This is a genomic window from Ligilactobacillus murinus DSM 20452 = NBRC 14221 (assembly GCF_001591685.1).
GTDB lineage: Bacteria > Bacillota > Bacilli > Lactobacillales > Lactobacillaceae > Ligilactobacillus > Ligilactobacillus murinus.
In genome coordinates, this window is sequence record NZ_BCVJ01000006.1 from 14792 (window position 1) to 31543 (window position 16752).

At 40.9% G+C, this 16752-nt stretch carries 10 protein-coding genes; 4 read left to right on the forward strand and 6 right to left on the reverse strand.

All coding sequences use genetic code 11. The annotated features are described in order from the left end of the window. Positions 1–11: 11 nt before the first annotated feature. The 4 genes from nrdE to apf form a co-directional block, all read right to left on the reverse strand. Positions 12–2183, reverse strand: a complete 2172-nt coding sequence (nrdE, locus tag LMU01S_RS02305; RefSeq protein ID WP_056958269.1) for a class 1b ribonucleoside-diphosphate reductase subunit alpha — start codon at positions 2181–2183, stop codon at positions 12–14. Further along, positions 2173–2547 (reverse strand): class Ib ribonucleoside-diphosphate reductase assembly flavoprotein NrdI, encoded by a 375-nt coding sequence (gene nrdI / locus LMU01S_RS02310; RefSeq protein WP_004051412.1) that lies wholly within the window; start codon positions 2545–2547, stop codon positions 2173–2175. The genes nrdE and nrdI overlap by 11 nt, the downstream gene beginning before the upstream one ends. After that, positions 2544–2774, reverse strand: coding sequence for a glutaredoxin-like protein NrdH (nrdH, locus tag LMU01S_RS02315; RefSeq protein WP_004051414.1), 231 nt, complete (start codon positions 2772–2774; stop codon positions 2544–2546). Before nrdH ends, nrdI begins: the two co-directional genes overlap by 4 nt. A 168-nt stretch (positions 2775–2942) precedes the next feature. Further along, positions 2943–3521: an aggregation-promoting factor gene (gene apf / locus LMU01S_RS02320; protein WP_056958267.1), complete on the reverse strand. Its 579-nt coding sequence runs from the start codon at positions 3519–3521 to the stop codon at positions 2943–2945. A gap of 239 nt (positions 3522–3760) precedes the next feature. Between apf and LMU01S_RS02325 the strand changes: the two genes are divergently transcribed. From LMU01S_RS02325 to addA, 4 genes are all read left to right on the forward strand, one after another. After that, complete coding sequence (locus LMU01S_RS02325) at positions 3761–4936, forward strand: acetate/propionate family kinase (protein ID WP_004051418.1); 1176 nt, start codon at positions 3761–3763, stop codon at positions 4934–4936. A 78-nt stretch (positions 4937–5014) separates the two neighbouring features. Continuing rightward, positions 5015–5986, forward strand: a complete 972-nt coding sequence (locus LMU01S_RS02330; RefSeq protein ID WP_056958266.1) for a ribose-phosphate diphosphokinase — start codon at positions 5015–5017, stop codon at positions 5984–5986. Between the two features lie 87 nt (positions 5987–6073). Then, the gene (locus LMU01S_RS02335) at positions 6074–9607 is read left to right on the forward strand and encodes a PD-(D/E)XK nuclease family protein (protein WP_056958265.1); all 3534 of its coding nucleotides are present in this window, start codon (positions 6074–6076) and stop codon (positions 9605–9607) included. Then, positions 9607–13350, forward strand: coding sequence for a helicase-exonuclease AddAB subunit AddA (gene addA, locus LMU01S_RS02340; RefSeq protein WP_056958264.1), 3744 nt, complete (start codon positions 9607–9609; stop codon positions 13348–13350). The genes LMU01S_RS02335 and addA overlap by 1 nt, the downstream gene beginning before the upstream one ends. Positions 13351–13581: 231 nt before the next feature. Here the strand turns inward: addA and LMU01S_RS02345 are convergent, their stop codons facing one another. After that, positions 13582–16236, reverse strand: coding sequence for a cation-translocating P-type ATPase (locus tag LMU01S_RS02345; protein ID WP_056958263.1), 2655 nt, complete (start codon positions 16234–16236; stop codon positions 13582–13584). 285 nt (positions 16237–16521) lie between these two features. Continuing rightward, a complete protein-coding gene (locus LMU01S_RS10540) occupies positions 16522–16662 on the reverse strand; it encodes a hypothetical protein (RefSeq protein WP_004051430.1) in 141 nt (46 codons plus the stop codon). Positions 16663–16752 lie beyond the last annotated feature (90 nt).

Below are 16752 nucleotides of genomic sequence, written 5' to 3' on the forward strand. Positions count from 1 at the left end.
CAAATACCTCGCTAAATTACACAGCTTTCGCATTCGTTGACCCCGACTTCATCTTGTGTATCGGTAAACGTGCGGACATAGTAGATCGATTTGATCTGTTTATGGTGAGCATAGTTACGTAGGATCGAGAGGTCACGGGTCGTCATTTTATCAGTTCGACCATTTTTCCATTCATAGAGTCCAGCTGGGATCGAAGAACGCATAAAGAGCGTTAAACTCATTCCTTGATCAACATGTTGTTGTGCGGCTGCATAAGTATCGATCACTTTACGCATGTCTAGATCATAAGCCGAAGTGTAGTATGGTAAAGTCTCGTTTGAAAGATATGGTGCAGGATAATAAATCTTACCGATCTTTCTTTCCTGGCGTTCTTCGATCTTGTTGATGATCGGTTGAAGGGATGCAGTCGTATCATTGATATATGAGATCGAACCATTTGGTGCTACTGCTAAGCGGTTTTGATGGTAGAGTCCATCTTGTTTGACTGCTTGACTCAATTTTTCCCAATCGGCTTTAGTTGGAATGAAGATATCTTTGAAGAGTGCTTTGACTTTTTCAAAATGTGGTGTAAAGTCTTTTGTCAAATACTTAGTGAAGTATTTACCGTTAGCATAATCACTTTCTTCAAAACCAACAAAGCTAGTTTGGCGTTCTTTAGCGAGCTTGTTGGAAGCAACTAAGGTCCAGTAGTTGAGCAACATAAAGTATAAGCTGGTAAATTCTAAAGCTTCTGGTGAGCCGTAGTGCATTTGGTTTTTGGCTAAAAAGGCATGTAAGCCCATAGCGCCTAGACCGATCGTGTGAGCTTGGCGATTGCCGTGTTGCACAGATGGGACAACATCGATATCTGAATGATCGGTCACAAAGGTCAAAGCGCGTGTCATGGCTTCGACAGAGCGCCCAAAATCAGGGGAGTCCATCAAGTTAGCGATATTAGTCGAGCCCAAGTTACAGCTGATATCAGTTCCTAAGACATCATAGCCTTGTTGATTGTTGACTAAAGATGGTGTTTGAACTTGCAAGATCTCAGAGCAAAGATTGCTGGTGATGATCTTACCTTTGATCGGGTTGGCTTTATTAGCTGTATCGACATTGACGATATAAGGATAGCCAGATTCTTGTTGTAATTTTGAGATCTCTTCTTCGAGCAAGCGAGCAGAGATCTTCTTTTTAGCGATATCAGGGTCGTTGACTAAGTTATCGTATTGCGCTGTAATATCGACATAAGAGAAAGGTGTGCCATATTTTCTTTCGACATCATATGGATCAAAGAGATACATATCAGCATTTTGCTTGGCTAATTCGTAGAACTTATCGGGTACAAGCACCCCTAAAGATAATGTCTTGACCCGGATCTTTTCATCGGCATTTTCTTTTTTAGAAGCTAAAAAGTCGATGATATCGGGATGGAAAACATTTAGATAAACGACACCAGCCCCTTGACGTTGGCCCAACTGATTGGAGTAAGAAAAACTATCTTCGAGTAATTTCATGACAGGCACGACCCCAGAAGCAGCCCCCTTGATCCCTTTGATCGGTGCTCCAGCTGAACGAAGATTACTCAAGGTGATCCCGACGCCGCCTCCGATCCGTGAGAGTTGAAGTGCGGAGTTGATCACTCGGCCGATCGAATTCATATCATCGGTAACTTGTAAAACAAAACAAGAAACTAATTCACCACGTCTGGCCCGTCCAGCATTCAAAAAGCTTGGAGTTGCTGGTTGATAACGTTGGTGAACGATCTCATCAGCTAGTTGAAGGGCTAAGCTTTCATCACCGTCAGCAAAGTACAAAGCATTGATCGCAGCTCGGTCGATGAAACTTTCCAAGTAATAACTACCATCATCGGTTTTTAGCGCATATTGGGTATAAAACTTGTAAGCTGCCATAAAAGTCTTGAAACGAAAATCAGCTGCTTCTAACTGCGCATAGAGCTTTTCAATAAAGGCAAAATCGTATTTTTGGATAAATTGTGTTTCAAGATAGTTATTGTCTAGCAAATAGTCAAAGCGTTCCTTAAGTGAAGCAAAGGTCATCGTATTAGGAATGACATTTTCCTTGAAAAAGGCGCTTAAAGCTGCTTTGTCTTGGTCGAGTTGGATCTGACCGTTTAAGGGAATGTTGACCCGGTTGTTTAGGTCGTAGTACGTAACGTTGTTGATATCGATATCTTTAAGACTCAAGTTTATTCACCGCTTCCTTGAAATTTTGGACATCTGTGGGTGTTCCATTGAATTCAAATGAATAGAGCACAGGAACATTAAATTTTTTAGCCAAGTTTTTAGCTGTAAAAATAAATAACTCTGCAAAATTACGGTTGCCGGTCCCGACAATCCCTTTTAATGATGCAGCGTTATTTGCGTATTCTAAAAATTCAGTTACAGGGTAAGTGATCTCATCTTCATAGGTCGGTACGATCAAGACGAAAGGTTCATTTACCATAAAAAGTGGGTCCACCGGATCGATCTCAGTGGCATCGACGGTAGGCCCAAGTTTTTTGATGAAGCGTCGGGTCTGCCCGGTGACGCTAAAATAAATTATTTTCATTGAGCTGCCAGCTTCTTTAAGAGATCAGGCCGGAAACCATTGATGATCGGTGCATGATCTTGTTCTAAAACTGGAACTGTGCGTAAACCTTTTTCTTTTAGGTAGTTGATATATTCTGGATGATCGGAGATATTATGTTCTCCAAATTCAATATTATTCTCCATTAAAAACTTCTTGGTCATCTTGCATTGGATGCAGTTATCTTTTGTATATAGATCTAAAGCCATCAGAATAAAACCCCTTCTAATTTGATTGTGATATCAGTATACCACAATTTACACAACATGTAGTATAAATTTTGCTCTGCTAATCGCTAGATATTGTGTTATTGGCTCAACCACGCAAAAAACGGACTCAAAATTTTTTTGAGTCCGTAAAGTTATATTTAACTGATATTAGTACCAGCCGTTAGCAAGCCAAAATGACTTAGCTGCTTGCCAAGAACCGTAACGATTGGCAACATAGTTATCGGCTACACGTTCTTGGTTTTCTGGGGAGTAATCTCCACCAAGGTAAGAATTAGTCAATTGATACTTACCGTAGTAACGGCCGTTTTGAGCGGTATAAGAACCACCTGATTCAACGTTAGCGATCCAAGCTTTAGCACTTGCTTCAGCATCGTTTACTGGCGTTTGTGGGGTAGTTGTTTGCACTTGTTGTGCAGGTTGTGCTTCTTGGACTTGAGTTTGAGCTTGTGGAGCTGCTTGTGCTGGTTGAGCTTGTTGTTGTGCAGCTTGTGAAGCTTCAGCTAAAACGTTGCTACCAACTTCTAAGCGTTGACCAACGAAGATCAAGTTTACATCTTGTAATTTGTTAGCTTGTTGGATCGCGTCGATCGTTGTGTTGTGTTTAAGGGCTAATTCAGATACTGTATCGCCGGCTTGAACGACAACTTCATCAGCATTTGCTGTTTGGCCCAATGCAACTAAACCAGATAACGCGGCAGCTCCCGTAATAACTTTCTTCATTTCCATAAGTAAACTCTCCTTAAAAAAATATTTAATATTTACTTGTTTTTCATTTATCTACACTAGCAGTATACATTTTTTATATAACATACATATTCCGATAAAATTACAATTTGTCACGTTTATGTAACAAACAGATTAATTATTGTCAAATTCCACAAAAATAGAATACATATAGGAAAATAAAGTATCTTTTTGGATTTTACTTTTTAAGTTATACTTAAAAGTATCGGAGGTGCGCAGAAATGCCAAAAATTTTGTTAATGAATGCCGGAAGTTCATCAGTTAAATGGAAATTATTTGAATTGACCGATGAATCAGTCGTTGCTAAAGGCTTGGTGGAGCGAATGTTAGCTCCAGGTTCAAAGTTTGAGATCAAATATGGAGATCAGACGTATCAAGAAACACAAGATGGCCTAACTTATGAAAAAGCAGCTGAAATGATCATTGAAAAGATCCAAGAATTAAAGATCACCTCTTTAGCTGACATTAAATGTGTTGGGCATCGTGTCGTAGCTGGGGGAACTAAATTCACGCAAGCTACTAAGATGGATCAAGCAGCGATCAAAGAAGTCTTAGCCTTGAGTGACCATGCTCCATTACATAATCCAATGGAAGCAAAATACATCGAATTGATGCAACAAGTCATGCCGAATACCCCACAATATGCGGTCTTTGACAGCCAGTTCTTTACCCAAATGCCAGAAGAAAATGCGATCTTTAGTTTACCATATGAGCTAACGCAAAAATATGGGATCAGACGCTATGGCGAACACGGGATCAGTCATGAATATTTAGCGCAAAAGACAGCTGAGCTTTTGGAAAAACCATTGGCTGACCTCAAATTGATCACTTTGCACTTGGGTAGTGGTTCATCTGTTTCAGCGGTCAAAGATGGAAAAGCATTTGCCAGTTCAATGGGCTTTACGCCTTTGACAGGCCTAACGATGGGGACTCGGGCTGGTGATGTTGATCCTTCGATCGTGCCATTTTTAATGAAGAAACTCGATAAAACAGCTGATGAAGTTCTTGAGCTCTTTAACCAAAAGTCAGGACTATTAGGTTTGTCAGGCTATTCGGATGATATGCGTGATATCAAAGCTAATCAAGCCGATCAACGTTGCAAGTTAGCCTTAGATGTTTATTTAAATAAGATCGTGTCCTATGTTGGAAGTTATTTTGCCCAATTAGGTGGCGCCGATGTGTTGGTCTTTGCCGGTGGAATCGGGGAAAACAACCCGTGGTTACGTGCTGATGTTTGCCAACGCTTAGCTTGTTTAGGTGTTCAATTAGACCAAGAGCTAAATGAAGCTGGCCATGAAGGTGTGATCTCAACTGAAAACTCAAAAGTCAAAGTGATGTTAGTGCCAACTAACGAAGAACTCGCAATGGTCCAACAGATCAAGGCCCAACTAGACTGATAATTATGTTATAATCAACATATACTGTGTCTCTAATAATCAAGCTGAACGGTAATTAGACAAAATCTGGAGGAATTTATGGAAAAGATGCAAGAAAATGCAAATATCAAATTATTTGCATTAAATTCCAATCAAGCGTTGGCACAAAAAATCGCAGCTGAACTGGGGATCAAGTTATGTGATGCTTCAGTCAAACATTTCAGTGATGGTGAGATCCAAATCAACATCAATGAAAGTGTGCGGGGAGATGATGTGTTCATCGTGCAATCAGTCGCTGATCCGGTCAATGAAAACTTTATGGAATTGATGGTCATGATGGACGCGTTACGACGCTCCAGTGCTGGTTCGATCAATGCAGTTATTCCTTATTATGGTTATGCACGTGCTGACCGTAAAGCACGTTCGCGTGAACCGATCACAGCTAAGATGATCGCTAACTTCATCACATTAGCTGGGGCAGATCGAGTTGTGACAATGGACCTACATGCAGGTCAGTTACAAGGTTTCTTTGACATCCCAGTGGATCATTTATTAGCGATCTACGAACAAGCCGCTTACTTTAAGCAAAAGGGCATTTGTGAAGATGTCGTTGTTGTAGCGCCTGACCATAATAGTGTTAAAGGGGCAAGAAATCTAGCTGATCTCTTGAAAGCACCGATCGCGATCGTTGATAAACGCGATGATACTCGGTTAGATATCGAAAATTCTTCGATCATTGGTGATGTCAGTGGGCATAACTGCATCGTCTTTGATGATATGATCGATACTGGGGGCAAGATGGCTGATGCAGCGGCCGCTTTGGACAAGGCAGGCGCACGTGAGATCTATGCTTGTGCAACGCATCCGGTCTTTTCAGGAAGTGCCGTCGAAGAGTTAGAGGAATCACCATATAAAGAAGTTGTGGTGACAGATACGATCGCGATCCCAGAAAACAAGCAATTCTCCAAGCTAAAAGTTTTATCGATCGCACCGATCTTTGCTAAAGCAATTTCTTTGATCTATCACAATCGTTCGGTAGATAGTTTGTTCAATAACAACGATAATATTTAAAGTAAAGAGGTTCTGTTTTAAACAGAGCCTTTTTTGTTTTGCTTTGATATAATTGGTGTAAATTACATTTAGGAAGGGAAAAAAGTTATGAGTTTGAAATTTGTGCTAGGCACAGCGGCTAAAGACCATCAAGCGTCATTGTTAGAGCAGATAAAAACTATCAGTCAAACAGACCCGCAAGCCAAAATATATTATATCGTCCCCAATCATATAAAGTTTGCGACTGAAGTTTCTGTCTTAGATCACTTACGAAAAAGTAGTGGCCAAGACTTATTGGCTGCTACGGACATCCAAGTCCTATCTTTTTCACGGTTAGCTTGGTATTTTATGAAAAATGAGCCTAGCTATCAGTTACCGCGGCTATCGGCAGCTGGGGCTAATATGTTGGTCCATAAGATCTTACGGACTAAAAATGATGAATTGACGATCTTTAAAAGTGAGCAGACCCAGCCAGGCTTTGTGTCACAATTAGCTGGGCAATTGGTCGAATTGAGTTTAGCTTTGATCACAAGCGCTGATCTGTGGCATAGTTATGAAATGTTAGAACAGAGTAAAGATACCGATCTAGTAGCTAAGTTACACGATCTAAGCATCGTTTATCGAGAATTTGAGCAACATATCCAAGGAAAATACCTGGGCACAGCTAATATGTTAGAAGCCTTGGCTAAAAAGTTGGCACAAAGTGATCTTAGTCACAGTTATTTTATCTTGGATGGTTTTTCACAGTTTAACGCTGGCGAATATCAGATCATTACTAGTTTGTTGCAAACGGCAAAACAAGTGACCGTTTCTTTAGTCTTAGATCGTCCGTATGTCCATCATGCTCCAGAAGCAAGTGAGCTTTTTTATCGCTCAGGGCAAGTGTATTATCGCTTGTATCAATTAGCACGACACGAACATGTTAAAGTTTTAATCGATAGCTTTGCTAAACAAGATCGTGTCAGTGCTGACTTAGTTACGTTAGAAAACTATTGGATCGCTTCAAATGATCTAAAACCATTTACGTTGACCGCTAAGTTGCAAGGTGATCTACAAGTCATCGAGGCCGCTGATCGTTTAGAAGAGGTTAAATGTTTAGCAACTAAGATCCGCCAGATGGTTTTGCTTGAAGGATATCGTTACCAAGATTTTCTATTATTGACACGTCATTTAGATCCGTATAAAAATATTTTGCAACCGACATTTGAGCAATTTGAGATCCCGTTTTTTACCGACCTGCAAAAAAAGATGTCCGATCATCCCCTAGTTGAATTGATCCAAGCACTCTTTTTGGTCGATCAGCGTAACTATCGCTATGAAGATATGATGCGCTTGTTAAAGACAGAGTTGTTATTACCAAAACATGAAGGTAAATTCATGCCATTAGCTGAGTATCGCCAAGCCCTTGATCTAGCCGAAAATCAAGTCCTTAAATTTGGTTATCGTAAAAAAGGCTGGCTAGGTGAAGATTGGGTCTATTATCGGTTTGGAACTAGTGATTTTGGAGCTCGAACTAAAAATGAAGATGCGATCACAGTAAAGATCAATTTGATCAAAAATTATGTAAAAGAACTCCTACCACCATTTTATGAAAAGCTTGCTAAAGCTAATAGCGGAAAAGCTGCGGCTAGCTTGTTGTATGAATTTTTAGTCGCTGCAGGTGTGGTCGAACAGTTAGATGCTTGGCGTAAACAAGCTTTAAAAGTAGGGGCTGTCGATGCTTCAACGCGTGAAGAACAGGTCTGGGGGACTTTTTGTGATCTTTTAGATGAGTATGTAGAGATCTTAGGGGAGCAGCCATTTGAGCCCCAAGATTTCTTAGATCTACTTCAAGCCGGTTTTGAGGGGGCGACCTATAGTCAGGTGCCAACGACTTTAGATCAAGTTGTCATCTCTGAAAGTGGGATGGTCCAACCAAATGACAAAAAAATCGTCATGCTTTTAGGCGCTACAGACTTAGTGATGCCCGATGTTGCTGTTAGTGAAGGCTTATTTTCCGATCATGATAAGGAAATGTTACAGCCAACACTAAGCGAAAAAAGTTATCTTCCCGATGATACTGAACATGTTTTAGCCAATGAGCCTTTTTTGAATTACCTTGCTTTCTTGACGCCGACTCAAAAACTCTTTTTGAGCTATCCGTGTAGTGATAATGATCAACTCGAGCTTAAATGTTCACCATATGTTGAGCGGATCAAACAAGCTTTAGCGCTTCCGTTAAGCTATGCCCATAAAAATGATGGGACAAGTGATGCTTTGAATTATATCGGTACTAAACGGACCACAATGAGCGAACTTATCAAGGTTGAACGCCAAGCGATCACCGAACAGCAAGAGTTGCCCGCAGTTTGGGATCATCTATTCCAAAGATTTCAACAAGATCCTGCGACTAAACCGTTATTTGAGCAGTTAAATCAGAGTTTGGACTATAAAAACATACCTGAACAACTGACCCCTGAAAGTGTTAAAGGCTTGTATGGCAAAGACTTAAAGACTTCGATCTCACGGCTAGAAGATTTTTATGCTAATCCATATGAATATTTCCTAAAATACGGTTTAGGCTTAAAAGAACGTGAGATATTTGAAATGAATGCGGCCAATACGGGGGAATACTTCCATACTTTGCTCGATACATTTTTTAAATTGCTCTTAAAAAATGGCCAAGATCTCAAATTATTAAAGGGTCCCGAATTTGATGCTTACTTTAAAGAAAGTGTCGAGTTGACTAAACGTTTGCCACAATTTAAGATCTTGGATAGTTCTAACCGAATGCGTTTTTTGGCGCGACAATTAAATGCAGCCGCTAAACAAGTTGGGGGAGCGATCCACAAACAGCGACAATTTAACAATTTAAAGACGATCCAAACCGAAGCTTTATTTGGACACGTGGGCGAATTGTCTGGTCTAGCTGGGTTGCAATTCACAACGCCAAATGATCGTTTAGTGACAGTACGCGGAAAGATCGATCGGATCGACGAATTAGTTTTAGGAGATAAACATTATCTAAGTTTGGTCGATTACAAGTCAAGTGCAAAGAAGTTTGATCATGTAAAAGCTTATTTTGGCTTAGCCCTACAATTGTTGACGTATTTGGATGCTTTACTTAAAAATAAGACGACTTTAGTTAAAGGTGCGACTAAAGAGCAGATCGCTACAGCTGGGGCGATGTATATGCATCTTTACAATCCAACATACAAACAAAAAGAGATCTATCAGACGATCTATGCAGATGAAGTACTCAAAAAGAACAAATATAATGGGTTATTGTTAGATCAGGCCGATGTTTTAGAGGGGCTAGATGAAAGTTTGCGTGAAAGTTCAGGAAATTCATTGATCTATCCGTTTAGACGAAACAAAAATGGTAGTTATAAAGCATCAGGCGCCCAATTAGTGACAAAAGCTCAGTTGGAAGCGTTGTTGTTACACAATGAAGAATTGATCAAACAAGCAACGGATATGATCTTTAGTGGACGGATCGACTTGATGCCAGCCTTGTTCAAAGATGGCTCGGCGTTACAATACACACCATATGAAGCGATCATGCAGTTTGATCCGATGTTGCCCGAAAATAATTATTACCGGCTTCCAGCAGAAAAGCCAGCCGATATTTTAAAACTTTTACAAGTTAAGGAGGAAAAATAATGGCTGAGATCAAATTTACACCTGGTCAGCTCCAGGCGATCAATGATGAAGGCAAAAATATTTTGGTTGCTGCTTCAGCCGGCTCGGGGAAGACCCGGGTGTTGGTCGAACGTGTTATCAGAAAGATCAAAGAAAAAACCGCAGTAGATGAGATGTTGATCTTGACCTTTACTGAGGCGGCAGCGCGGGAAATGAAAGAACGGATCCAAGGCGCTTTACGACAAGCGATCAATGCTGAATCTGAGCCTGAGACTAAGCGGTTTTACTTACAACAACTGACAAAACTCAATGTTGCCGATATCAGTACGATCGATGCATTTTGTTTGCGCATGGTCCAAAAATATTACTATTTAGCCCAGATCGATCCTGATTTTCGATTGTTGACTGATGAAACTGAGCGGGCTTTACTGCGCGAAAGTGTTTGGGAAGATCTCCGAGAAGAACTTTATGGGAAGTTAGATCCCTTGTTTGAACAACTGACATTGAATTTTTCTAATGACCGCAGTGATGATGGTCTGACTGAACTTGTGATGGAATTATTTGATTTTGCAAATGTCAATCCTGATCCTAAAGCTTGGCTTGAAAATTTGGCTAAAAATTATCATTTGGAAGCTGGAAATTTAGAACAAAGTGAGTTTTATCGCACCGAATTTCTTCCGTATATCACTGAGCAATTGCAAAAATTCGCTGACTATATGGGACAAGCAACGCTGATCTTAGAGGATATCGCTGATCCAGAAGATAAGTTAGCTAAATTAAAAGCTCTCTATCGCACAGAAGCAAAAGAGTTGTGTCAACTAGCTAAGCTTGATCTGACAAAGATCTCCTATAATGAGCTAAAAGTGACTTTAGAGGCAGTAAAATTCAAACGCGCCCCTGCAGCACGCTTAGATGATGAGCAAAAAGTGCTAAAAAATCAAGCTCAAGCTCTGCGTGATGAGACGAAAAAACAGTTGAACGAACTTTTAGTCAATTATTTTAATGCCCAAGAAAGTGAGGTCATTGAGCTATTTAAACAAGCTGAGATCTTAGCTAAGAAGGCAGCTGAAGTGGTCTTACGCTTCATGCGTCGCTATCAAGCGGAGAAAAAGCGCCGACATGTCTTAGAATTTAGTGATTTAGAACACCTGACTTTAAAGATCTTACGTCAACAAGAAGATACAAGTGTCAAAGAACTCTTAAAAGCGCGCTACCAAGAGATCATGGTCGATGAGTATCAAGACACTAATCAGCTTCAAGAAGCGATCTTGACGACTTTGGCGCAGGATAATATGTTTATGGTAGGGGATGTCAAGCAGTCGATCTATGCATTTCGCTTGGCCGATCCGACACTGTTTTTAGGTAAATATCATAAATTTGGGCGCTCAGATGATCCAAATGAACGGATCATCTTAGCAGAGAATTTCCGCTCGGCTGAAAATATCACAGCAACGACGAACTTTATCTTTTCACAGATCATGGATCAAAAGATCGGGGAAATGGATTATGACCAAAATGCGCAGTTAGTTTATGGAGCTAAAGATTATCCTAAAATGTCGCTTGCGACCGAGATCTTGCTATACACCTCGGAAGCAGATCCTTTAAATGATCCTGCTAAAAAACCATTAAAAATGCGGTGGGATCAAGAACCAGAAGCGATGGGACCTGATTTTGAGATCAATTCCAACCAAGAAGGTCAGATCGCTCTAGTGGCAAAGAAGATCAAAGAATTGTATGACCAAAAGTTTGCGATCTATGACCGTGGATCAGGCCAGATGCGTCCGATCACATACGGCGATATTGCTATCTTATCAGAGACACGAACCAATCATTTATTATTATCTGAAGAGTTAAAGCGCCTAGGGATTCCATTTTATGTGCAAAAGTCGCAAAATTATTTTCAAACGACAGAATTGCGGATCATGTTGGCACTTTTAGCTTTGATCGACAATCCTTATCAAGATATCGAGTTGGCTGCAGTTTTGCGTTCGCCGATCGTGGGGTTAAAGGAAAATGAGTTAGCTTATCTGCGGATCAATGATAAGAGTGGTGATTATTTCCAAGCGTTAGAAAAATTCTATCAAGACCCAAGCAATCAGAGAAAAGAACCATTTGTTCAAGCACTCTATGCTAAGATCACACGTTTTATGGAGCAGCTACAAGGTTTTAGAGATCTCGCGCATCAAAATGAATTAGCTACCTTGATCCTCGCGATCTATGAACAGACTGGCTTTTTAGATTATGTCGGGGGTATGCCTGGGGGAGCACAACGGCAAGCCAATCTGCACGCACTTTATGAAAGAGCTGCGATGTATGAACAAAGTAGTTTTAAGGGGCTATTTCAGTTCATTGGTTTTATCAAAAAGATGCAAGAAAAACAAGATGATCTCTCAGAGGCTGTCTTAAAGACAAGTGATGATACGGTCAATATCATGACGATCCACGGCAGTAAGGGGCTCGAGTTTCCGGTCGTGTTTTTGATCGATGCGGCTAAAAAATTCAATATGCGCTCATTAGATAAAAAGTATATTTTAAGTGAAAAAGCTGGTCTAGCGATGAATTACTTAGATCAAGAGCGCCGGATCGAACATGAAACGTTGGTCAAAAATCTTGCTAAACAAACCGCCAGAAATAAGAGCGCTGCTGAAAAGATGCGCTTATTGTATGTTGCCTTGACACGGGCTAAAGAAAAACTCTTTATCGTAGCAGGCTATGATTCACGTGAACAGGTGGAAAAATTGGTGAACAAGGCTCAAACTTCTGAATTGTTATTACCAGATGATGTGCGCGCAAACGCCAAAAACTTCATGGATTGGATCTTGCCAGCAGTTGCACGTCGAAAAAATATTGCTCAAGTATTTGAGCTCTTAGTAAACCCACCTGCAACTTTAGATGAGATACCAGCAGAATTTGAAGTGAATTTTGCTAATTATAACGATATTTTTGATGAACAACGGTTAGCGCAAGTAGATCTAACTAAGTGGTTTGATGAGCAAACAACAGCTCAAGTCAAACTTACCCCTGAGATGGTAACTAAGATCGATCAGATCCTAGCAGGAAAGTATCAACATGAAGCAGCAACTAGAACGGCTGCCTATCAAGCCGTTTCAGATATCAAGCGTTTGTTTGACGATCCTGACCTTGAGAAAATGGCCAAGATCACGCCAGAGACGACCGCTAATCGTGAAGTCGGCGATTTTAGAAAACCGCGCTTTATGACCGAAGAAGTGCGGGTGACACCTGCTGCCATCGGGACAGCCGTTCACTTGCTCTTCCAAGAATTGGATCTGACTCAGACGCCAACGGTCACGCTGGTAGATGATTTATTACAACGTTTGATCGCTGATGATCTGATCACACCTGAAGTAGCTAAACAGATCGATGTTACTAAACTCGTAGCCTTTTATGCGTCACCGTTAGGCAAAGAGCTCTTAAAAAATCATACGCGAGCCAAGCGTGAAGTAGCTTTCTCAATGGTCTTGCCAGCGGGTAAAGTCTTTGACGACTTGGATGACACATTGAACGATTCGATCTTAGTCCACGGGATCATGGATGGTTATTTTATCACTGAAAATGATGAGGTCATTCTCTTTGATTACAAGACTGATCATCTTTATGGTGAAGATGGGGTCGAAAAGATCAAGCAGCGTTATCAAGGACAGTTAAATTTATATCAAACAGCTTTGGAACAGATCTTAAATAAACCTGTGACCCATAAATATCTTTATTTAGTTGAACTTGATCAAGCGATCGAATTACCGTGATGTAACAAAAGAAAAGCGCCTAATGTAGTCAGCGCTAGATAAATAACAAGGGACCTATTATGATACATATTTGCATCATAATAGGTCCCTTGTTTGCCTTATTTCTATGTCTTGATAATATCGTGTCCAAAAGCGGATCTAGTAAATAATAAAACCCCAAGTTAGCTGCAAAAAAGCAACTAACTTGAGGTTTTGTTATTTATTGAGTGCTAGCGTTTTTCTACGCTTAGATCAGTCTTTGTAGATGAATTTTCTTTGGAAGAATTTCACAACTTCGACGATGATGATCATTAAAGAACCAGCGCCTAAAACGATCCCCCATTGTTCTAACGCAAGTGTTGTAACATGGAAGGTGCTGTTAAAGGCTGGTACAAAGATCGTCATTGCTAATAACACAGCTGAAGACAAGACAGCAATGTTGAAGTACTTGTTGTTAAATGTCTCCTTGGAAAAGATCGTTCCGTGGATCGATTTGGAGTTAAAGGCATGGAACAATTGGATCACACCTAGAGTTGCATACGCCATGGTCAACGCATCAGCATGGATCTGAGCTGACGATTCATGGAATGGATAGTTGATCGCGATCCAATAGACCCCAAGCGTTAGAACACCTTCTAAGATACCTTGGTAAATGATGCTTGAACCGACCCCATTAGAGAGAAAATTCGAGCGACTACCGCGTGGTTTCTTTTTCATGATGTCTTTTTCGCCTTTTTCGACCCCTAAAGCGATCGCAGGGAAAGTATCTGTGACTAAGTTGATCCATAAGATCTGTACCGGAGCAAAGATCGACCAGTTGAGCATGGTCATCATAAAGAGTGTCAAGACTTCACCTAAGTTAGCAGACAAGAGGTATTGGATCGCTTTTTGGATGTTAGAAAAGACCTTTCTACCTTCACGAACAGCTAAAATGATCGTGGCAAAGTTATCATCAGCTAAGACGATATCAGAAGCATTCTTAGATACTTCAGTTCCAGTGATCCCCATACCGACCCCGATATCCGCGGTCTTTAAGGCTGGAGCATCGTTAACACCGTCACCAGTCATCGCTACGATCTTGCCATGTGCTTGCCATGCCTTAACGATCCGCACCTTATGTTCAGGTGCAACCCGAGCATAAACCGAGTATTTAGCAACATTTTGCTTCAATTCTTCATCAGACATTGCATCTAGATCGCGCCCAGTGATCACGCCACTTTCATCGTCTGGTTGGATGATACCTAGGCGGATCGCGATCGCTCTAGCTGTATCTTTGTGGTCACCGGTGATCATAAGTGGACGGATACCAGCTGATTTAGCTTCAGCGACTGCATCTTTGACTTCGGGTCTTTGGGGATCGATCATCCCGATCATTCCGGCAAAGATCAAGTCATTTTCAAAATTATCAGATGTTGCTTCGCGCTTTTCTTCTTCTTCAGTCAAAGGCTTATATGCAAAGCCTAAAACACGTAAAGCTTCAAGCGCTAATTCTTGATTAGTGTTTAAGATCTTATCTTTATCAGCTTGAGTGATCGGTCTTATTTCACCGTTATCTTCGATCCTAGTCGTTCGTTGCAAGATCTCATCAACGGCCCCTTTGGTCATCAAATAACGTTGGCCAGCATGAGAAACGATCGCTGACATCATTTTACGTTCAGAATCAAAGGGGATCGAGTTGGTTCGCAAAAAATCATTTTGGACTTGCTTAACGTCCATTTGACGATCCAAATAATATTGGATCAAGGCCGTTTCAGTCGGATCACCTACTAAGCCATCAGGTGTTTCTTGACTATCGTTAGCTAAGATCATGATCTGGGCTAGCCGTTTTTTGGGTGAGACTTGAAAAGCATCGGCTGATATCAAGTTATGATCAGTATAGAGCTGTTCAACTGTCATCTTATTTTGGGTCAAAGTCCCAGTCTTATCGGAGGCGATGATCTCAGTTGTTCCTAAAGTTTCGACTGCGGGTAATTTACGGACCAGCGCATTGCGTTTGGCCATCGTCTGAGTACCTAAGGCAAGCGTGATCGTTACGATCGCAGGTAGGCCTTCAGGGATCGCAGCTACAGCAAGTGAGATCGCTGTTAATAACATATCTAAGACGGATTCACGCCCCGTCATGACCCCAAAGACAAAGATCACGACCGCGATGATCAAGATCAAAATAGTTAAGACCTTGCTCAAATGGGTGATATTTTTTTGCAGGGGAGTTACGGAGTTGTCAACTTCATCTAACATGGTAGCAATATGCCCAACTTGAGTCTGCATGCCTGTGGCAAAGACGACTGCTTCGGCGGTACCATATGTGACGCTAGTGTTCATAAAGCACAAGTTGCTTTGCTCGCCTAAAGGAGGTTCTTTTTCATTCAAGACACTACTGTCTTTTTCAACAGGAACCGACTCGCCTGTTAAAGCAGCTTCTTCGATCTTGAGCGAAGAAGATTCGAGGATCCGCATATCGGCTGGGACGATATCGCCAGCTTCGAGCAAGACGATATCTCCTAAAACGATCTCATCACTTTTAACTTGCATGACCACACCATTGCGTTTGACACGTGAATAAGGGGTCGTCATTTCTTGTAAAGCATCGATCGCATTTTCAGCCTTGGCTTCTTGAAAGACCCCAAAGACCGCATTTAAGATCACCACTAAAAAGATGATCAAAGCATCGGATACTTCACCTGCAAGCATGGCAACTAGGGCAGCGACCATCAAGATCACGATCATCAAGTCTTTGAATTGAGCGATGAACTTTTGAAGTAAAGTTGTATGCTTCTTTGATTCTAAAACGTTAGGACCGTATTTTTCTTGACGTGCTTTGACCTCAGCATCAGTCAAACCATTAGCTGAACTTTTTAATTCAGCAAGTGCCTGTTCTCCAGTAAGTTGATAATATTTCGTTTTCAATCACGAAATTCCTCCTTTAATATGATTATTAGGTTACAGGCTTATCGTATCACACTTACTCATTAAAAAGAAATTATCCGCTAGTAAATTAATTGTAAATTTTATGTAAAAAATTATAAATTAGGGCAAAATAAATCCACATGTGCACACCTGACAGGGGCCCATGTGGAGCTATTTATATTCAATTAATTGAACTTTTCCCGGGTTATCAGCAAAATCTCGCGAGTGATCCTGCAGTTAAGATATCCCGGTCAGAGCTCCACTAGTATGTCATGTGGTGCTCAATTATTTAGCAGCTTTTTCAGCTTCTTCGCGTTCCTTTAAGAAACTCAATACAGCTTGATGTTCTGCACGACGCTTCTTAACATTTTTGTTGTTAACTGGGCGGCGGTCGTTACCAACGCCTACGTGTGTATTTTGTGACATGGTAGTCCCTCCCTTCATTACTCATGCAACTTTATATTTTAGCGAAAAACTTCTTAAATATCAAGGGTAAATTATAGTAGTTCTTTAAAA

Excerpts from the sequence above, each read along its gene's own strand:
- nrdI (WP_004051412.1), bottom strand. The coding sequence starts at position 2,547 with ATGAAAATAATTTATTTTAGCGTCACCGGGCAGACCCGACGCTTCATC.
- nrdH (WP_004051414.1), bottom strand. The coding sequence starts at position 2,774 with ATGGCTTTAGATCTATATACAAAAGATAACTGCATCCAATGCAAGATG.
- apf (WP_056958267.1), bottom strand. The coding sequence starts at position 3,521 with ATGGAAATGAAGAAAGTTATTACGGGAGCTGCCGCGTTATCTGGTTTA.
- LMU01S_RS02325 (WP_004051418.1), top strand. The coding sequence starts at position 3,761 with ATGCCAAAAATTTTGTTAATGAATGCCGGAAGTTCATCAGTTAAATGG.
- LMU01S_RS02330 (WP_056958266.1), top strand. The coding sequence starts at position 5,015 with ATGGAAAAGATGCAAGAAAATGCAAATATCAAATTATTTGCATTAAAT.
- LMU01S_RS02335 (WP_056958265.1), top strand. The coding sequence starts at position 6,074 with ATGAGTTTGAAATTTGTGCTAGGCACAGCGGCTAAAGACCATCAAGCG.
- addA (WP_056958264.1), top strand. The coding sequence starts at position 9,607 with ATGGCTGAGATCAAATTTACACCTGGTCAGCTCCAGGCGATCAATGAT.
- LMU01S_RS10540 (WP_004051430.1), bottom strand. The coding sequence starts at position 16,662 with ATGTCACAAAATACACACGTAGGCGTTGGTAACGACCGCCGCCCAGTT.